Annotated in this window: 16 protein-coding genes; all 16 read left to right on the forward strand. The window is 51.1% G+C overall.

The annotated features are described in order from the left end of the window. Positions 1 to 150: 150 nt before the first annotated feature. Complete coding sequence (locus EKM97_RS05435; RefSeq protein WP_125571319.1) at positions 151 to 1035, forward strand: hypothetical protein; 885 nt, start codon at positions 151 to 153, stop codon at positions 1033 to 1035. Positions 1036 to 1137: 102 nt separating this feature from the next. Beyond that, positions 1138 to 2577 (forward strand): hypothetical protein, encoded by a 1440-nt coding sequence (locus tag EKM97_RS05440; protein ID WP_125571321.1) that lies wholly within the window; start codon positions 1138 to 1140, stop codon positions 2575 to 2577. Positions 2578 to 2770: 193 nt separating this feature from the next. Continuing rightward, a complete protein-coding gene (locus EKM97_RS05445) occupies positions 2771 to 3661 on the forward strand; it encodes a WxL domain-containing protein (protein WP_125571323.1) in 891 nt (296 codons plus the stop codon). Between the two features lie 770 nt (positions 3662 to 4431). After that, on the forward strand, positions 4432 to 5061 hold the full coding sequence (locus tag EKM97_RS05450) for a WxL domain-containing protein (RefSeq protein WP_125571325.1): 630 nt from the start codon (positions 4432 to 4434) through the stop codon (positions 5059 to 5061). Between the two features lie 702 nt (positions 5062 to 5763). Then, positions 5764 to 7248 (forward strand): IMP dehydrogenase, encoded by a 1485-nt coding sequence (gene guaB, locus EKM97_RS05455; RefSeq protein ID WP_125571327.1) that lies wholly within the window; start codon positions 5764 to 5766, stop codon positions 7246 to 7248. A gap of 242 nt (positions 7249 to 7490) precedes the next feature. Continuing rightward, on the forward strand, positions 7491 to 7649 hold the full coding sequence (locus tag EKM97_RS11935; RefSeq protein ID WP_164507448.1) for a hypothetical protein: 159 nt from the start codon (positions 7491 to 7493) through the stop codon (positions 7647 to 7649). Positions 7650 to 8002: 353 nt separating this feature from the next. After that, on the forward strand, positions 8003 to 9364 hold the full coding sequence (locus EKM97_RS05460; protein WP_125571383.1) for an Nramp family divalent metal transporter: 1362 nt from the start codon (positions 8003 to 8005) through the stop codon (positions 9362 to 9364). A gap of 79 nt (positions 9365 to 9443) precedes the next feature. Then, positions 9444 to 10043 carry a TetR/AcrR family transcriptional regulator gene (locus tag EKM97_RS05465; protein ID WP_125571329.1) on the forward strand — a complete coding sequence of 200 codons (600 nt, stop codon included), beginning with the start codon at positions 9444 to 9446 and terminating at the stop codon, positions 10041 to 10043. A 1082-nt stretch (positions 10044 to 11125) separates the two neighbouring features. Continuing rightward, on the forward strand, positions 11126 to 11812 hold the full coding sequence (locus tag EKM97_RS05470) for a response regulator transcription factor (RefSeq protein ID WP_125571331.1): 687 nt from the start codon (positions 11126 to 11128) through the stop codon (positions 11810 to 11812). 2 nt (positions 11813 to 11814) lie between these two features. Beyond that, the gene (locus EKM97_RS05475; protein WP_125571333.1) at positions 11815 to 13005 is read left to right on the forward strand and encodes a sensor histidine kinase; all 1191 of its coding nucleotides are present in this window, start codon (positions 11815 to 11817) and stop codon (positions 13003 to 13005) included. 333 nt (positions 13006 to 13338) lie between these two features. Beyond that, positions 13339 to 14643 carry a serine hydrolase gene (locus EKM97_RS05480; protein ID WP_125571335.1) on the forward strand — a complete coding sequence of 435 codons (1305 nt, stop codon included), beginning with the start codon at positions 13339 to 13341 and terminating at the stop codon, positions 14641 to 14643. A 173-nt stretch (positions 14644 to 14816) separates the two neighbouring features. Beyond that, a complete protein-coding gene (locus EKM97_RS05485; protein WP_125571337.1) occupies positions 14817 to 15311 on the forward strand; it encodes a GreA/GreB family elongation factor in 495 nt (164 codons plus the stop codon). A gap of 388 nt (positions 15312 to 15699) precedes the next feature. Beyond that, positions 15700 to 17250 carry a UDP-N-acetylmuramoyl-L-alanyl-D-glutamate--2,6-diaminopimelate ligase gene (locus EKM97_RS05490; protein ID WP_125571339.1) on the forward strand — a complete coding sequence of 517 codons (1551 nt, stop codon included), beginning with the start codon at positions 15700 to 15702 and terminating at the stop codon, positions 17248 to 17250. A gap of 25 nt (positions 17251 to 17275) precedes the next feature. After that, positions 17276 to 18034 (forward strand): aspartate/glutamate racemase family protein, encoded by a 759-nt coding sequence (locus EKM97_RS05495; RefSeq protein ID WP_125571341.1) that lies wholly within the window; start codon positions 17276 to 17278, stop codon positions 18032 to 18034. Positions 18035 to 18483: 449 nt separating this feature from the next. Then, a complete protein-coding gene (locus EKM97_RS11940) occupies positions 18484 to 18630 on the forward strand; it encodes a hypothetical protein (RefSeq protein WP_164507449.1) in 147 nt (48 codons plus the stop codon). Between the two features lie 245 nt (positions 18631 to 18875). Further along, a complete protein-coding gene (locus tag EKM97_RS05500) occupies positions 18876 to 19613 on the forward strand; it encodes a GntR family transcriptional regulator (protein ID WP_164507450.1) in 738 nt (245 codons plus the stop codon). The last annotated feature ends 39 nt before the right edge of the window (positions 19614 to 19652 follow it).

The following is a 19652-nucleotide window of genomic DNA, read 5'->3' on the forward strand; positions in this document are numbered from 1 at the left end:
CCTATGCATCTATTATACAACGATAACGGGTTAAGGAACTGTTACAGATAGCTTGGACAAATTATTCACCAGCCACTAAATAGCGGAACGTCAGACGCTAACCAGTACGTCATTGATTACGATAGCGAACTATACCAGTCGCAAGCTAAATTGGCTGTCGATGGTAAAAACGAATACAATTCTGACGATAAATCTAACTCGGCAGTAAAAGTCGGTGTCGGCGATGATTTGCAGTATGATATGTCATTAACCAATCTTAACCGCGATATCATTAATGGTGGTAAATTGACTTTTGACTTGCCAAAGGGTGTCGAATGGGCGCCAAATAAAGACGGTGTTTACGGTACAGTAACTTACACAAGTGCTGATGGGAAACAATCAAAGTCGCAACAAATTAAATCCGGTGATTTAACTAGTGCGAATGAGTTGAAATTGAGCAACGATTTCCAGAGCGTTGGTACAGCTGATAGTGCTGGTTACGTGCGTGGTACACTCGCAGTTCATTTGAATACGACTGTCATTGCAGCCGCGGATACTAAAGTGGATGCACTTGATGTAAAACTTAATGATGAAGATTGTGGGCTAACTGGTCCCGAATTAAGCACGACGACCAGCCCAAACATCAACGTCATGGGTGACACTATTGATGCGTTCAATTCTAATGGTAAGAGCGATATGTCCGGAGACGACGCGCGCGCAATCAAGGCTAAATCAACTGTCGGCTATGAGTACACACTCAAAGATGTTGGTGCCGCTGTTCTTAAGGACGGGAAGGTTAAAGTGACCTTACCGACGGGGACTACTTTGTCTGAAAATGGGGGTACCGTTGGGTTTATTTCCTTCCAGCCAAATGATGCTGATAGTGGCAAAGAATTGCATCAAGGTATTACGACAGATGATCTAAAGAATATGACCGGTGAACAAACTATTACGTTTAACTCGGATACTTTTGCGCTTGATGATTACAGCGTTAAGGGAACCTTGACGGTTGGTTTATATCAAACCGTGAATGGTTCAGAAGGCGATATTATTTAGCCTGATGTAGTGGAGCTGCTGAGTGGTGACACGAGTTACCAAACGTTCAAGAGTAATCCGTGGAAGATTGCACCGGCAATTTCGGCGTCATTGAGTGTAAAAATGCAAGATCTCAATTACAGTGTGCCAGCGCCGAATGATAATCATAAAGCAGCGCAACAAGACATTCTGCAGTACACGTATACTCTGACGTTTGACGTACGGAATAGTACTGATACAAGTTGGAATAATTTGGTTCTAACGACTGGATTGCAAGATAATCTGCATATTCGCGCTATCAATGGAAAAACATCTATCAACGGAAATCCAATTGATAATGACGGCGGTTTTGGTGCAATCAACATGCATGAGATATGGGGTGACTTAAAAGCTTCAGATGCTGATGCCAATGGTAAGATTACTAAGACGGTTACATTAGATTATGAACTTGCAAGTACTGATGGAATAACTTTTTTGGATGCGACTCAAGCGACTATTGATGGAACTGGTACTTCAGGTGGTCATTCAGAAAGTACGACGAATCCTAAAATTCCGATTGATTCAGGAGATCGGAGCATGGTATTAGATTTTAGTTCCATGCAAGTTTACAACGATAAGCAGTCTGCAGATCAGGTGCCCGAGTCTCAAACAATTAGTGGCGAAGAGACTGACAAGGTTAAAGACGGTAAACATACCGGCCAAAATAATTACACGTTAAAGTCAGGCGATACGAATGTTGTCTTAAATGGTGGCCTCTGGGGGTCTGGTAATGCTGATGACTACGACATATACACGGTTATTAATGGTGTGAAGACTGAAACAGGCGCAAAGCCAGGTTCCTTTGGTTTAATTTTTACTAGAGAAGGTGCAACGGCTGACCGTGTCAAAGCCGGCGGTGATCCTGTTTACAAAGCAAGCCCGTTGCATACTGGTATCAACGATATTAAGATATATGCTCTAAACACGAAGACTGGAAGACTTGTACAAGGTGGTAGCGCGATGGCCCCACCTGGAGACGGAGATACGAAGAAGAATCCGTATCCTTACGTTGAATTCACTATCATCGACCCAACGCCAACATTGGTCATCAATCACGACGTTCATTTTAAGGATACACAGTTAACTGGTGATTCCAGTTACGTTGCTACGAAGGACGACGATAGTCCATTCAGCATGGTTGTGAAGTACGCAGATGCGGATAATTGGGCATTGAGCGTGCAAACGACCAAGTTTACGGATGCGAGTTCCAATGCGCTAAAGGGTCAACTTGTCTACCGCACCACGGACGGAACCTACTTGCTGAACGATAGTCCAAATACCATTTACAGTAATGATGGAACAAGCGGTCTGGAACAATCATCTGGATCGGAATTCGACATTACAAGCAAGTGGAAGCATGACGATTTTGCGGAGGATGATTTTGCAAGTGGTAACCCTTATGGTCTGTACCTGAATCTCTTCTCAGATGCAACTGCGTCAGATACTAGTTCGACAAGTTATACTGGTCAAATCACTTGGACGTTCAGCAATACGCCTTTAGCAAGCACGACGACAAGTAACTAAGGTAATTCGACATTATTTAGTTGATTGTCTTGATATAGCTTGCGTAATTAGATACAATGGCTGAGTAAATAGATAAAAGTTTGCTCACCCCCCAGCATTAAACAACTTTTGGGGGACGACCCGTCTGCAGGGGAACATCACCCGCTGTTAGGACGGGTCTTTTTTATTATAATGAAGAAGGGGGGATGGAGTCGTGAGTAAGTGGAAATCGATAGTGGGAACAGCGGTTTTGTTGTTACAGGGGTTTGCATTTCCAAGTCTAGCAGTTCATGCTGCTGATGATTTTCAAATTGTGCCGACCACAAGTGGATCAACCGCAACGGTCGCGGGCTCTATCTCCCTAACTGCAGGCACAAGCTCAACACTGGAGACCGTACCAGATTTTGAATTTGGCACGCAATCGACAAGTGCTGAGAACAAAAATTATGCGGCGAAATCTAATCGCGTGAATGATGACTCGGAAACTGTTAATGCGCCGACTAGTGATGACGATGAATCAGATGGGACGAGTACCATCACTGCAGTTCCGGATAGTAGTATGCAGCTAACAGTTCGTAATCCTGGTCGCGTCACTGGATGGTCAATTTACGTACACGCCAGCGATTTCATTCAAACGGGAACAAACGATATCCGTGTGTTACAGGGTGCGATTCTTTCCATTAAGAAGAACATGAGTAATCGGCAGACAGGTGCAACTGATACCAACAACTCGGATCAGAGTACTAATGGGGATGCACGCATCTGGACTGGCGACACGCATCAGACTACAGACGAGGCACCGCAGTCACCGTTGATTGATAATTCTGAGGCTACGAGTTCTACGGATACAAGCACGACAGCGGATGTAACAACTGGCCTGATGAGCGACGCAAGTAACTTTGTCATTCCAATGAGTACCGATGTGGGTGCAGCTGAGATTTTTGCAGCGGATGCAGGCAAGGGTGTCGGTGTTTGGAATCTTGATTTTAGTGCAAACAACGTCCGTTTGGATGTCCCAGCAGGTAACGTGGCCGGTTCTTACCAGGCGGATTTGACCTGGGAACTTTACAATGCCCCCCAAAATTCGACCGAAATAAGTGAATAATCCAGTGAATATTGACTGATTAACGTGATTATCACGTTAATCGGTCTTTTTTTGATTCTAACGATAATCTTCGAAAATAGCCTGAGACCTTGGTGCTAAAGGGATGATGGCGGGTAACAACAATGAAATTTGTTTCCGTCCGAAAAAAATACTAATGATTGCCATCACATTTATTTGCAAATGCCATATTTAGGCATTTTTTTGAATTACTTATAAATTGGTATATACGTAATTAACGCATTTAATAGACTGCAGAATGGGCGTTGATAGGGGACGTAATGATCATTAGTTGAAAATTTTCCAAATTGGTTTTGACAATATTTGCAAAAATGTGAGAATTTTAACATTAATCGTTCGACAAAGTAAAATCAGTAAATACGGATGGAAACGCATTAATGCAGATTTGCACTTAACAAACTCGGTTGAGGACTGCGCGGGAAGTTCGTGACAAGATGGCGCGTAATTTTACCATAATTGAGCTTTCCATAAGCAATAACTAAATTAAAAGCCCGTGGTTAAAGGGTTCTTCACTTATAAATAACGTCGAAATCTTTTGAACTACCGCTACTGTTTTCTAATGGACATCATAACGTTGCGTACAACCCTTGAGCCGCTTGAATTTCAGCGTGTTGGCTTTTCTGCCAATTACCGCGAATTTGCTAAGCATAACGTTCGATGATACTCTTAATACATCAAGAAGAGCGAAACACAAGCCAACCAGTTAGTTTGGGGGAACGACCTGGTTGGTGGAACTAAGGGAGGAAGACGTCATGTTTAACAACTTCAAGTCAGTACTTGGCACTTTCATGATTATCAGTGCGACAGTTAGTGGCTTAGCTTTTACAAGCGGTCATGTGGCAAGTGCTGCAAGTGATGGACAGACGACAACCGCCCATGTGGGTTTGACTCTTTCTGATGATGCGGCAATTGGTATTAAGAATGCTCCAAGCTTAGATTTCGGTACAGGATCTGTCAGCGCGACGACAACAAGTATCAAGGCTGTGGCACAACCAGGGGCATTGGAAATTTCCAATCCTGGGTTGACGACCAACTGGTACGTTAATGTTACTGCTAGTAATTTTGTTAAGCAGGGTGACAGCAGTGAGCGCACAATTCAGGGCGCTGAAATCAAGATGGGTAGCGGCCAGGTGAGTGCTAATCTGAGTTCTAATGTTAGCGCAACGCCTAAGGCTGCGCAGGACGTGACACTCAGCGCTGGGGGCGCTGCAGTAGATGTTCTGAAACCTTCCGATGAGGGTGTTAGCGTTGGGGATTTCTCAGACAAGTTCTCTGTTGATGAAGTTCAGCTCGTGGTCCCTTCAGGGAACGTTGCTGGTACCTATCAAGCTGATCTTACATGGGAACTGAGCAACACACCTGCTGGGAGCAACATTGCCTAGTCAGCACGTTTCAACAAATAGTGGAAAAGTTTTATTTAGGGGATTTAAGTTTTAGGTGCATCACATATAGGTTTGGAATCAAGTAGCTGGGGAGCTGCTTTTTTTTGCACAGAGCGGAGCCGAGCGGTTAAGAATTGAGGATTAACGGGCTTCGCAACAAGGGCGCGCCTTTATCCTTGTTGTGAAGCGTGTTAACTGCAAATTCGTGCTCGGCGGAGCTCCACTAAAAAATTCAGCGCAAATATTGCAATTCAATGTGGAAACAAAGATAGGAAGGTAAACTTTTGCAACTTCCTGACTGAATGCCCTTACAAATCCGCTTCGTTCGTATTTGCATACTTGTCGACACGCGAATCTGGTGCTAAACTTGCAAACAACAAAAAAAGCGTGAACAGCGGAAATTGGCTTTGTGCGGCCTTTTTCCACGGCACGCAACGCTGTCTGCGCGCGAATGTTATATCTCAGTCGCGCGCCAAAAGGCAGCATCCTAATATGCAAGATAGCGTCGGCAGAAATCCTAAAACCGGGATTTCTGTCGCCCCTACCTTGCATACCGGATGCTAACCGCCTTTTGTCACAGCCTTTTAGTAAGCGGAGCGCCGCTTGCGAGTTTTAGCGGCGAGAAGGAATCTTGCTGCGCTCGCAAGGACGCCCCGCTTTCGTTTATCGTCGTCGCCACAGCCTAAGAAAGAAGGATTGATCGTGAATAATTGGGATTCCAAGTTTGCACGTCGCGGTTTTACTTTTGATGATGTTTTGCTCGTACCAGCAGAAAGTCATGTTTTACCGAATGAGGTGGACCTGTCCACCCAACTTGCACCGAACATTAAGCTGAATGTCCCAATTATCAGTGCCGGCATGGACACCGTGACCGAAAGCAAAATGGCGATTGCCATGGCGCGTCAGGGTGGCCTCGGCGTCATCCACAAGAACATGTCCATCGCCGCTCAGGTCGAAGAAGTGGCCAAGGTGAAGCGCGCCGTCAACGGCGTCATTGGCGACCCCGTTTACCTGACCGCTGACCGTAGCGTTAAGGAAGCCGCTGACCTCATGGACGCGGAACACATTTCCGGTGTGCCAATCGTAGCTGGCCACGACGACAAGCGCCTGGTCGGGATTATCACGAACCGCGACCTGCGCTACGTTGGCGACATGTCCGTTGCCATCTCCAGCGCCATGACCGATGAAGTGGTCTCCGCACCGCTGGGCACCACCTTGCCTGAAGCACAGAAGATTTTCCAGGCACACAAAATTGAAAAGCTCCCACTCGTTGATGAAGAAGGCCGCCTTGCCGGCCTGATTACCATCAAGGATTTGGAACAGCTCACCAAGTACCCGAACTCCGCTAAGGACGACAAGGGCCGCCTGCTCGTTGCCGCTGCCGTTGGGGTGACCAGCGACACCTTCGAACGGGCCGCTGGCCTGCTCGACGCTGGTGCTGATGCGATTGTCATCGACACGGCACACGGCCACTCTGCCGGTGTGCTGCGCAAAATTGCCGAAATCCGCGACCACTTCCCGAAGGCGACACTCATTGCCGGGAACGTGGCCACGGCTGAAGGTGCCCGTGCCCTCTACGATGCCGGTGTCGACATCGTGAAGGTCGGGATTGGCCCTGGCTCTATCTGCACGACCCGCATTGTTGCCGGTGTCGGTGTACCGCAGCTGACTGCCGTTTACGAAGCCGCTGGTGTGGCCCGTGAACTCGGCAAGACCATCATCGCTGACGGGGGCATCAAGTACTCTGGTGACATTGTCAAGGCGCTGGCAGCCGGCGGTAACGCCGTCATGCTTGGTTCCATGCTCGCCGGGACCGACGAAGCCCCCGGCCAGATGGAACTCTTCCACGGCCGGCGTTACAAGACCTACCGGGGCATGGGTAGCCTCGGCGCGATGAGTCAATCCCACGGCTCATCCGACCGTTACTTCCAGGGTGCCGTTAACGAAGCCAACAAGCTCGTTCCTGAAGGGATTGAAGGACGTGTGGCTTACAAGGGCGCTGTCGGCGACGTGATTTTCCAGATGGTCGGCGGTCTGCGTTCCGGGATGGGTTACGTTGGCGCACCAACGCTCGGCGTGCTCGCTGACGATGCGCAGTTCATCCAGATCTCTGGTGCGGGCCTGCGCGAAAGCCACCCACACGATGTGCAAATCACCAAGGAAGCACCTAACTACTCTGTGGAATAAACTATTATAGATGAAACGCGTCGTGTCCTTCGGGATACGGCGCGTTTTTGCGTGGCACAAGTAGTGGTGGAGGTGGTTGCGAACTTTGCACTTAATCAGGTGAATGAACAACAAGCTGTTCGCTACCCTGCTACTAAAATGCGGCGCGGCGGCATTTGCTTGTGCGGTGTTTGTGCCACTGGTTGGCCAAGGCTAAGATGATGTCGTAATCCGGTTACTTCGCATAATAGGAGGCGTGTACCATGCGCTGGGTCTACATCACACTGTGCGCCGTCATTTTACTCGGGGACATCGTCTACATGCGCAGCCTGCGCTTGTTTCACCGGCAGCGGCGGCTGCGTGCACCGCTCGCGTGGGTGCTGTTTGCCGCGACTCTGGCCATTCTCCTTGCAATCGTGTAGCGCACGGCAACGGCTAGTTTCAAAGCGCTAATTGGCTGTTTACGGAACGCTCCGTGAGGCGCCCGTGGGGAATTCATGGAATTTTTAGGTAGGCCGAACAAAATTTTGCGAAAGCCCCTTAATTAGCTTGTTTTTCAGAAAATACGGTGTATATTGAGTAATGGAAATAATATTGAGCGGGCGCTCAGTTAAATGCTGATTAACACGGAAGCCATTGCGGTTGAAGTGAGTCGGAGTTGTCGATTACCCAGAGTAATGACGGTACTAACGCCGATGAACGCCATGTTGGTCACCGAATTTCTAAGCCAATAGGAAAGAGGTATCCTCACATGCAAGCAAGTGAAGAACTGAAGATGAAGAACCAGGCAGCGGACAAGGAAACTGCTGGCGGCGGTACCGGCGCTAGCCTGGGTGAAGTAAACGGCACAATCGAAGTGCCAAAGAATGCGGGCTTCTGGAAGACCTTCAAGGCCTTCAGTGGCCCCGGTGTCCTGATTGCCGTGGGTTACATGGACCCTGGTAACTGGATCACCTCTATCGCTGGTGGTGCGCAGTACCGTTACGCGCTGCTCGCGGTGGTCCTGCTGTCCAGCCTGATTGCCATGCTGCTCCAATCCATGGCCGCACGGCTCGGGATTGTCACCGGGCAGGATTTGGCCCAGTTGACCCGGGCACACACCAGCAAGCGGATGGGCTTCTTCCTTTGGGTGGTTGCCGAACTCGCCATTATGGCGACGGATATTGCTGAAATTATTGGTTCCGCGATTGCGATTCAACTGCTGTTCGGTATTCCGCTGATCGTCGGGATTATGATTACCGCCCTGGACGTTTTGCTCTTGCTCTTGCTGATGAAGCTGGGCTTCCGCAAAATCGAAGCGATTGTTGCCACTTTGGTCATTGTGATTCTCGTGGTCTTCGCTTACGAAGTGTTCCTGGCTAAGCCTGACATTGGCGGGATTCTGACCGGCTACATGCCAACCAGCGCCATCATCACCAACCACGGGATGCTCTACCTGACCCTGGGGATTGTTGGTGCGACCGTGATGCCGCATGACCTGTACCTTGGATCTTCTATCTCCCAGACCCGTAAGGTTGACCGCGACAACCGCGTTGAACTGGCTCAGGCCGTTCGCTTCAGCACCATCGACTCCAACGTGCAGCTGTTCCTCGCGTTCATCGTGAACAGCCTGCTCCTGATTCTGGGGGCTGCATTGTTCTACGGCACTAACAGTGACCTCGGCCGTTTCGCCGACCTGTTCGCTTCCCTGAACAACCCGCAGATTGTCGGTGCCATTGCCAGTCCAGTGCTGAGCATGCTCTTCGCCGTCGCACTGCTGGCTTCCGGCCAAAGCTCCACCATTACCGGGACGCTGGCTGGGCAGATTGTCATGGAAGGGTTTATCCGCATCAAGGCCCCAATTTGGGCGCAGCGCTTGATTACCCGGATTCTGTCCGTTTCCCCAGTGCTGGTCTTCGCCATCATCTACCACGGCAATGAGGCAAAAATCGAAGGCCTGCTGACCTTCTCCCAGGTGTTCCTGAGTGTCGCTTTACCATTCGCGGTGATTCCGCTGGTTATCTTCACTAGTGACAAGAAGTTGATGCAGGAATTCACCAACAAGCTCTGGGTCAAAATTTGTGCCTGGACGTCCACGATTGTCCTGATTCTGCTGAACATTTACCTGATTCTGCAGACACTGGGCATCATGAAGTAAGACTTGAACTGAACTATTGAAAAATCAAAAAGGGCTACGGTTTTCCGCGGCCTTTTTATGTAGACAATGGAGGATACAAATGGCAAAGAGTGAACAGCAGCGCGAACATATCTTAGATGTGGCCCGCGATCTGTTTGCGCAAAACGGTTACGAGGCAACGACGACGCGCCAGCTCAACAAGGCGGTCGGCATTGCGGACGGGCTGATGTACTACTACTTTCCGCACGGCAAACAGGAAATTCTCGATACCATCGTCCAGCAGGGTATTGCCCGCACCGAGGGTGAGGTGCAACTGGACATGACTGGCGTGACCAATCGCGCTGAGGTTGAGGACCGAATTCTGGCCTTCATCCAGCAGGTTTGGGGACTCTTCACGCGCGAAGACAATTACCAGTCCTTCATGATCACCATCCGTGAGCGCATGCTGCTGACGGATGCGGAATCCAGCTGGCTCCACAACATCACGGCTTCAATCGAAAGCAACATCGAAAAGGCCTTGCGCGCGGTGACGGACGTGCTCGATTGTGAGCCGGAAGACGCGCCGCAACTAGCGAGTCTAATCATTGCGATCATGGAGCGGACCCTGTACGATGAACTCCTCGTGCGCAGTAACCGCACGCTCGCGCCCGACCAGATTGACCAACTCCGCGCGGAAGTGCACTTTCTGCTGAATCGGTAGGTTGGGTTTGACTTTGTGGGCTGGAGGCCGGGCCTGGAGCGGTTTAGTTACGCGACCAGGGACTTCGTGGCGGGGACCGCTTCAGCCCGCGATGCGGTCTTCCGCTGGCAGATTTGCCGAAACTCGCGTCAAATCTGCGCTCCCGGGAATATTGTGTGCAGCCGCTGTGCGTCTCCAAACAATATTCCTTTCGCCACTACGTCCCTGGTCGCTCCACTAAACCACTCCAGACCCTACATTCTGCGAAACTGCGCTGTCGGAGCGGTATAGTATTGATGATGGGTGGCAAACAGCACAGACTGTGAAAATTATTTTTATAGAATTAGCGAGTAAATTTGCTAAAGAATTGGCATGTGACGAGACGTCATGTGCTGATTCTTTTTTATTGTGGGGCATGTCACAAACTGGTATCTCATTGCTAAGTTATCATTCCTCCGTGTGACGGCGTGCATCGTAAATTTACTATGTAGGGGAGAGGACAGCGTGGCGGAGTGAGCGAGGGTGGAGTGGCGAAACGAATCATGTTTGGAGACAGGGCGGGGGTTATGCCCTGGCTGCACACATGATTCGCGGGAGCGCGTATTTTGACGCGGGCTTTGCGGCAAAATCGCCAGTGAGAGCCCTTGGGGCTCGAACGGTCCCCGCCACGGAACCCTTGCTCACGGAGTTACGCTGCCATCTCCCCGGCATAACCACGACACAAAAACACCGGCTGCTCGGGCCGGTGTTTTTGGTGTTCGCAGAGTTAGCGGCCTCTACGGACAGTATGAGGAGTAGAAAATGAAGAAGAAGTGTTTGTTTTGGGAGGAAGAACGGTTTTCCTTGCCGCCTTCTATGCTGATAACTATACCGGCGGTGCATGAATTAAAATGGGTCAGTTTGTGAACCTTTTGCGCCGATTTACTTAAGCAATGTTTACGGCGTCTTGTGCACGCCGCAAAGTGGGGTATTGTAATAAGAAACAGAGAAAACGTATCTTAACCTTCTGCTAAAGTGCGCCTGCGCGTACGCAAGCGGGCCGCAGTCTGCTAAACTGATACCTAGATACGCGTAATTCTCAAACAAATGCGAGGATAGATAATATGAAAATTTTGATTGTAGACGACGACAAAGAAATCGTACAGCTGCTTAGCATTTACGCTACTAATGAAGGCTACGAGCCAATTCCGGCCTACTCAGGTAAGGAAGCCATCACCAAGTTGGTCACCACGCCTGACATCGACCTGATGATTCTCGACATCATGATGCCGAACATGTCCGGGATTGATGTGGTGAAGGAAGTCCGGAAGGATAACCAGATTCCAATTATCATTGTGTCCGCCAAGACCGGCGACATGGACAAAATTCAGGGGCTGATTACTGGTGCCGACGATTACGTCACCAAGCCATTCAACCCACTGGAAGTCATGGCGCGTGTGAAGAGCTTGCTGCGCCGGAGCAAGAACCAGGTCAAGAGCGACACGCCAGACGTACTTGAAGTGGGTCCGCTGAAGATTACCAAGGATAGCCACGAAGTTGTGACGCTCACTGGTAAGCAGATCCAGCTGACGGCGCTTGAGTTCGGCATTTTGTACCTGCTGGCCAGCCACCCGAACCGTGTGTTCTCCGCGGATGAAATCTTCGAACGCGTTTGGCAGCAGGAATCCATTGTGTCCGCTAAGACGGTCATGGTGCACGTGTCCCACCTGCGTGACAAGATTGAAGAAGCAACCGATGGCGAGAAGGTCATTGAGACCGTCTGGGGCGTTGGTTACAAGGTTGAAGCATAGCAATGGCCGGTGAAAAAATTCACCTAACGGGCCGCGAGAAATCCGAACTCTGGATTGAAGGGGTCGTCACCGTTATTTTGCTGCTACTGCTCAACTTGGCGCTGGTTGTCATGATCAACCAGATGATTTCCGCGAGTCGGGAATGGCAAAACACCATCTGGACCATCAAAACCACGCTGACTTTTGGTCCGAACGGCACCCACTTGTGGAGCTGGCAGTACCTTTTTGTTGGCCTCATGGCGCTCGCCGACGTCATTGTCGTGTACTGGCGCCTGATTCGCCGTTACCGGCAGATGCAGTTGCGGCACGTCATTGGCGAGCTGCACTACATCGCTAGTGGCCACCTGAACCACCGCATCCGCCTCGAAGTGAACTCCGACCTGCAGCACGTGGTCACCAGCATCAACGCGCTGGTTGATAGCGCGGTGCAGTCGATGGAAGAAGAGCGCAAAATCGAAGCGAGCAAGGATGAGCTGATCACCAACGTCTCGCACGATATTCGCACGCCACTGACCAGCATCATCGGCTACTTGGGTCTGATTGAGGACCACCAGTATAAGGACGAGGAAGAGGCGCGCAAGTACGTGCACACCGCCTTCCTGAAGTCCAAGCAGATGAAGGTACTGGTTGAGGACTTGTTCGAATACACGAAGGTGCGTTCCCAGGCCACGAAGTTAAACGCTACCCAGTTCGACATGGCGGCGATGCTGGAACAACTTGCCGCTAGCTTTGAGCTGGAAGCCGGTAAGCGCGGCGTTGAGTTTGAGGTGCACGCCGACCCAACGCCACTGATGATGAGCGCGGACGCGGAGAAGCTCAGCCGCGTCTTCAACAACCTGGTCATCAACGCGCTGAAGTACGGGAAGGGCGCCAAGCACATCTTCCTCACTGCTGAAAAAATTGGTAGCGAGGTCGTTGTGCATGTCTCCAACGACGGTCAACCAATCCCGACCCGCTCGCTCGGACAGCTGTTTGACCGCTTCTACCGAGTTGAGGAAAGCCGCTCCCAGGAAACTGGCGGCTCCGGTCTTGGCCTCGCCATTGCCCAAAGCATTGTGGCACTTCACGGTGGCTACATTTATGCTGAAAGCAACGACGAGCTAACCAGTTTTGTCATGCACCTGCCGCTGGAAATTGGCGTGACCCTCAAACGCGAGGGGGATGCGCCGCAGCCGCAAGGTGAGAGTAAGTAACACATAGCGTAGTCGCGCGCCAAGGGGCAGCCATAACACTCATTGCTTTAGCAATGCTAGTGTTATGGACACCGGAGGGAACCCTAATATACAAGATAGTGACAGCCAAAATCCTAAAACCGGGATTTTAGCTGTCCCTACCTTGTATAACGGACTCTGACCGCCTTTTGTCGCAGCCTCATCGTAGTCGCGCGCCAAGGGGCAGAACCCTAGCGCATAAGGTGATACCAACAGAAATCCTAAGTTCGGGATTTCCGTCGGTATCACCTTATGCGACGGGTTTTAACCGCCCCTTGGCGCAGCCTGTCCATAGAAACCGAGGATTTCGTAGTCATGAAGAGATTTTTCACCGCAATTATTGGCCTGATGGCCGCAATTACCATTGGTGCCAGCACCGTGCCGTCCGTAGTGAATGCGGCGTCCACCACCAGTGTCACCGACAGCCTGAATGTTGACGCCAAGGCTGCCATCTCCGTCGACGCCAAGACCGGCAAAATTCTGTATTCCAAGAATGCCGATCAGGTGCTCCCCATCGCGTCCATGTCCAAGCTGATTACCGTTTACCTGCTGCTCGAAGCGATTAAAGAGGGCAAGGTGAAGTGGACGGACAAGGTTACCCCTGACAAGGAAATCGTCAAGATTAGTCAGGATAGTTCCCTGTCCAACGTGCCACTGCGCAGCGACAAGTCCTACACCGTGCGCGAGCTCTACCAAGCCACACTGATTTTCTCCGCGAACGCGGCGGCAATGATGCTGGGCGACATCGTGGCGGGCGGCGACCAGAACAAGTTCATCGACATGATGAACGCCAAGGTCAAGTCCTGGGGCATTAAGGACGCTAAGCTCGTCAACGCCAATGGGCTGAGCAACTCCGCGCTGGGTAGTTACATCTACCCAGGTAGTGGTAAGAACGGCGAAAACGTCATGAGCGCGGCCGACATGGCCGTGGTGGCCCGTAAGCTGCTCACCGACTTCCCTGACGTTTTGAAGACGACCAGCATTGCCAGCAAGACTTTTGAAGCTGGCACCAACGACGCCACCAAGATGGACAACTGGGACTTCATGTTGCCAGGGTTGGTTTCCGCACAGAAGGACCTGAATGTGGATGGCCTGAAGACTGGGACCACCGACACCGCCGGCGACTGCTTCACTGGGACCGCAACGAAGAACGGTATGCGCATTATCACCGTTGTCCTCCACGCGGGCGGGAGCGGTACGACCAAGCGCTTCGTCCAGACCGCGAAGCTAATGCGCTGGACGTTTGCCAACTGGAAGTCCATGAAGGTGCTCTCCGCCGATTCGACCATCAAGGGTAAGAGCAGCATCGCCGTTGATAAAGGCAAGCAGGAGACGGTGCCGCTGAAGACCGACAAGGCCATTACCGTGCTCGTGCCAAGCAGCACGACGTCTAGTGACGTGACCTTGAGTTACAAGGCGCAACGCAAGCAGCTGACGGCGCCGACTAAGAAGGGCACCACCGTGGGCACAATTAGCGCCAGCGCCAAGGGCGACAACCTCGGTTACCTGGAAGACGCCAACAACACGAGCGACCTGGTAACCACCAAGTCCGTCCAAAAGGCGGGTTGGTTCACCCTGATGTTCCGTGGCATTGGCCATTTCTTTAGTAACTTGTTCTAGAGATACTAGTAAATTAATCGTGTAATAGCGGACTACTGATAAAACGTAGTCCGCTATTTTTATATCTTCTTAAGATTCTCTCAAGGCGCACCGACCGTCAGTCATAGCGCTTGCATGCGGCAAGGGGATAGTGCAAAATGCTCGCATGAACTAAAGAGGTGGAGGCTTGAGTTATGGACTATTTTGACATTACCCCACAGGGGATGCAGTGGTTACACGACGAACTGGAGCGCTGCAAGCAGCAGCGGCCGGCGCTCATTAAGCGTTTGTCCGCGGCGGCGGCCTTGGGGGATCGCTCCGAAAATACGGAATACACAGAATCCAAGCGTGATTTGCGGCACCTTGAGAGCCGTATGCGCTATATGGACAAGCAGACCCGCTACGGCCAGGTAGTGACCGTCAAAGACGATGGCGTGGTCGCGCTCGGCAAGACGGTGTGTTTGTTGTTTGACGGCGACGATGACGACGATGTTGAAACCTACCAGGTGGTTGGTCCAGCAGAGGCCGAGATGGCCGACAACAACCTGACCAGCGTGTCGCCACTGGGCAGTGCACTGATGGGTCTGAAGGCAGGCGACACCGCCACGGTGCAGGCACCAGCAGGTGAGTATCAGGTCACTGTGAAGTCAGTGACGCTGACGCCGCAAGCAAAGGTGGCGGATGCCTAATTTCGCTTTGATGCGTTTAATCTTATGAAGACGAATGCAAGCGGACACTGTTTTTGATTATCGACACAACGTGAATTTGAAGCACTAGGAAACGGGCCGGATTGACGTAGTGGTCAGAAACGGCGTTGGCGAGAATAAAATTAACAGTGCATGCGACTTTAGTCGTGTGCACCGTTAATTTTATTGGGAGTGGGATTTTGACGTGGGTTGCGGCAAAATTCCCAGTGGAAGACGGCGCAGCCGGCTGAAACGATCCCCGCCAACGCCGTTTCTGATAACGGAGTCAATCCGGCCCGTTTCCGGTCAGCAGCCACTGTATTGTGTGACATTTCGGTGTGCTATAATTGACAAGAATGCCTTAGCAAAGCTGGATAGAGGAGACGTACCCATGGCAATTTCACTTACTGCATGCATTTTGTTACTGAAGGAACACCACCTGCTGAAGAGTAGCGCCGTCCAGAGCGATGACGCACCCCTCATGACCGGGATTTCCTTTGATTCACGGAAGGTTGAAGGTCCCACCCTGTTTTTCTGTAAGGGGACCAAGTTCCGTCCTATCTATCTGTCCATGGCTAAGGACAGCGGGGCAACGACCTACGTTGCCGAAAAGCCTTACGTTGAAGGTAACGGCCTCAACGCACTTATTGTGACTAATGTCACGAAGGCGATGTCCATTTTGGGTGCTGCGTTCTACGACTTCCCGCAGGACGATCTGCACGTGATTGCCTTCACCGGGACCAAGGGGAAGACCACGTCCGCATACTTCACCCGCGGCATTTTGGAAGCTGCCCACCCTAAGCACGTGGCGCTATTCTCCACAATTGACCGCATTGTTGGCCCCAACCCGGACGAACGTTTCAAGTCTGATTTAACCACGCCGGAAAGTCTGGACCTCTTCCACGACATGCGTGAAGCCGTCGATAACGGCATGACGCACCTGGTCATGGAAGTTTCCAGCCAGGCCTACCTGCGTAACCGCGTGTTTGGCCTGACCTACGATGTTGGTTTCTTCCTGAATATCACGCCTGACCACATCGGCCCGAACGAACACCCAACTTTTGAAAACTACTTGCACAACAAGCTCCAGCTACTGGTGAACTCCCGCAAGGTGGTCATCAACGCTGAAACTGAGCACTTCAACGAAGTGTACGCTGCTGCCCGCACCACGACTTATGGCGACAGCATTTACCTCTTCGCGTCTGCCGGCTTCAAACCGGACGACCCAACGCTACCAATCGACTTCCGCTTTGATAGCTCCGAAGCCGACCTGGCAACCAGCAAGTTCACCATCATTCCCGTGACCGACAAGGCCGTGGAACTGAACATTGGTGGTCAGTACAGCCTGAGCCTCATTGGCGACTACAATGAAAGCAACGCGACGGCGGCTATCATTGGGGCCGGTTTGTCCGGCGTTGATGCGACTAAGGCTGCAGCTGGGATCAAGAACGTGCAGATTCCGGGCCGCATGGAAACTGCCAACGTTGAAGGTCACGGTCACGTTTACGTGGACTATGCGCACAACTACGCCAGCATGAAGGCGCTGCTGAGCTTCCTGAACGCTGAGTACAACAACCCGAACATTCGTGTCGTAATTGGTGCGCCTGGGGATAAGGGTGTCTCCCGCCGCGCTGATTTTGCGAAGGTGCTCAATGAGTACGCGGACGAAGCTTACCTGACGACGGACGACCCAGGCTTTGAAAGTGCAGATGCCATTGCGGACGAGATCCGTGAAGGTATCGACGAGGACCGGGTCAAAGTGCACAAAATCATTGACCGCCGCGAGGCCATTAAGACGGCGATTGCGGACAGTCGCCCAGAAGACATCGTGGTTGTTGCCGGTAAGGGTGCGGACCCGTACCAGAAGGTTCGCGGCGTCGACACACCATGGCCAAAGGACATGGTGGTTGTCCACGAAGTAGCAGAGGAATTGAAAAAATAGTCAATTAGTTGAGGAGGATGCGATTATGCAACGCTTCTTCACCGTCATCGGCGGCATGGGAACGGCAGCTACGAACTCGTACGTGAACTTACTTGCAAAGCGTACGGAGGCAAAGAAAGACCAGGATTACATGGATTACCTCCTGGTGAATCATGCCAGCGTCCCCGACCGGACGGCATACATCCTCAATCACAGCAAGCCGAGTTTCTACCCGGCTTTGCGCGAAGATATTTTGCAGCAAAGCAAACTAAACCCGGAATTCATGGTGATGGTTTGCAATACGGCCCATTATTTCTACCAGCAGTTGCAGGCACTGACGACAGTGCCACTGCTGAACATGCCGCACGTCGCGATTAACGAGATGTGCCGGCGTTACCCAAACGCCAAGAAGATTGGCTTGATTGCGACGGCCGGCACCATTGCCGATCACATCTACGAGGATGAGATTAAGGCGGCTGGCCGCGAGGTCATCTTGGGCGACAAGCGCGTTCAGGATATGGTGATGACGTTAATCTACGACAACATCAAGGAACACAACCGCGTTGATGGGGACCTGTTCCGCGAGATTCTGACCATCATGCGCGACCAGTTTGGCGCCGAAGCTATCGTACTTGGCTGCACCGAATTGTCCCTAGCAAACGACGTTGCGCCGCAACCGGACTTTGAACTCATTGACCCGCAAAGCATCATTGTGGACAAGAGTTTGTTGCTCGGTCGAGCGTTCAAACAAAATCTGGCCGGTGGCCGGCAGTTACTTGCTGATGTCATGGCAGGTACAAAATAAACCGCAAAACGGGCTGTCACAAAATGTGACAGCCCGTTTTTTAATGCCTGCGTGGTTATAAGTAGGCCCGTTTTGGACAAATATTATCCGCTGTTGCGGTCAATTCGCGAAAAATAAAGTTACTTGCCGCGTTAGCATTGCTCACAAAATCTATCGACCTTCGTGCAATTAATCACTATGCTGGGGACATCAAGTGGAAATGAACATAAGCAACATCCATTTGAATAAGACGCAGCCGTATCCGGCTATAAGTTGTTCAGCACTTTTTTGAAAGCTTTTGCCAGTGAAAATACTGATTTTGGACGTGGTACCTAGACCAACTGGGGAGTCTTGAATCATAAAATGCCGATTTGAAGCGGTTTTAATGTAAATAATCATGAAATTGGTATTGTCCAATGCTCAGTGGTACTTTTTCATGATATTCAGTGGACCAACCAAGCCGGTTCGATATGGCTCAAAGCCTTGATGTGACGCCGTTGATGGTGGCCTATACCACTTTTGAAAATGATTTGCAAAGTGAGCTTTCATTCACCGTCTGCCCCGTTGTGGCGGGTTTTCGCGATGGTTTTCTTGTTTTTAGAAAGAGCGCTTTCTAAAAAAGCTGGGATTATTTTTTTAATAGCAGGACCAATTATAATCATAAATCGCTGTTAGGGCTTACAAATGTTGTTATTAAGGCGTTTAGCAAGTGACACAACGGGTACAAATGTCTAGTTTTATTCCCGTACCATCCTTGAAAACTTTTCTGTAAATGTACAAATGGGTAATTGGTATAGTTGACGCTCGAAAAGAATGCGGTTACACTGCATTTGTGGTTGGTACCAAGAAAGGGGCGAACATTGTGGACAACGGCGAACAACCTTTACACGAGCGACTGGTCAATCAGTTGCGCGAAAGAATCCGCACGAGCATGGAACCGCATAGCCAAATTCCGGCTGAGCGCGACCTTGCGCAAGAGTACGGCGTGAGCCGCAACACAGTGCGTGCCGCTTTAGCCAAGCTTGAGATGATGGGGCTCATTTACCGCCGGCGCGGGCGCGGGACTTTTGTCGCGAACCCTTTGTCGGAACCCACCGATTTATCCGATACCTACAGCTTCACCGAGCAGATGCTCGATCAGGGCCGTGACCCGTATTCGCAGGTCATTTACCTGCAAAACTTCCCAGCAACGGATTACATCGCTGAGCAGTTGCAGATTCCTGCTGGTACACCAACGTACAAGCTCAAACGCTTGCGTTGTGCCGACGGGGTGCCGCTGATGGTTGAACGAACTTTTCTGCCGGGTGATCGCTTCCCGAAGATTAGTGCGCGGGAGGTTGAAACTGAGGGCTTGTACCAGCTGATGCTGCGCAAGTATGACGCACCGATTGCCGATGCGAAGGAGGCGTTCTTCGCCAGCCTGATGCCCGACAAGGACGCGGAATTGCTGCAAGTGCCGCTGGGTTCACCAAGCCTCAACGTGCAACGCACCAGTACCGGATTAAATGGGGAAATCGTTGAATTCACCCTGAGTGTCACGCGGGCCGATCAGTTTGTTTACCGGGTGCAGCACCACGTGCAGCAGCCGACAACCACCTGATTCTAGGAACCGACAGGGGCGGGGAGCCCCAGTAGTAGA

The organism is Lacticaseibacillus songhuajiangensis (assembly GCF_003946025.1).
Lineage (GTDB): Bacteria > Bacillota > Bacilli > Lactobacillales > Lactobacillaceae > Lacticaseibacillus > Lacticaseibacillus songhuajiangensis.

Bases quoted from the DNA above. Each gene is read 5' to 3' on its own strand.
- EKM97_RS05480 (WP_125571335.1), top strand. From the start codon at position 13,339: ATGAAGAGATTTTTCACCGCAATTATTGGCCTGATGGCCGCAATTACC.
- EKM97_RS05465 (WP_125571329.1), top strand. From the start codon at position 9,444: ATGGCAAAGAGTGAACAGCAGCGCGAACATATCTTAGATGTGGCCCGC.
- EKM97_RS11935 (WP_164507448.1), top strand. From the start codon at position 7,491: ATGCGCTGGGTCTACATCACACTGTGCGCCGTCATTTTACTCGGGGAC.
- EKM97_RS05490 (WP_125571339.1), top strand. From the start codon at position 15,700: ATGGCAATTTCACTTACTGCATGCATTTTGTTACTGAAGGAACACCAC.
- EKM97_RS05475 (WP_125571333.1), top strand. From the start codon at position 11,815: ATGGCCGGTGAAAAAATTCACCTAACGGGCCGCGAGAAATCCGAACTC.
- EKM97_RS05485 (WP_125571337.1), top strand. From the start codon at position 14,817: ATGGACTATTTTGACATTACCCCACAGGGGATGCAGTGGTTACACGAC.
- EKM97_RS11940 (WP_164507449.1), top strand. From the start codon at position 18,484: ATGGCTCAAAGCCTTGATGTGACGCCGTTGATGGTGGCCTATACCACT.
- EKM97_RS05470 (WP_125571331.1), top strand. From the start codon at position 11,126: ATGAAAATTTTGATTGTAGACGACGACAAAGAAATCGTACAGCTGCTT.
- EKM97_RS05460 (WP_125571383.1), top strand. From the start codon at position 8,003: ATGAAGAACCAGGCAGCGGACAAGGAAACTGCTGGCGGCGGTACCGGC.
- EKM97_RS05450 (WP_125571325.1), top strand. From the start codon at position 4,432: ATGTTTAACAACTTCAAGTCAGTACTTGGCACTTTCATGATTATCAGT.
- EKM97_RS05495 (WP_125571341.1), top strand. From the start codon at position 17,276: ATGCAACGCTTCTTCACCGTCATCGGCGGCATGGGAACGGCAGCTACG.
- EKM97_RS05440 (WP_125571321.1), top strand. From the start codon at position 1,138: ATGCAAGATCTCAATTACAGTGTGCCAGCGCCGAATGATAATCATAAA.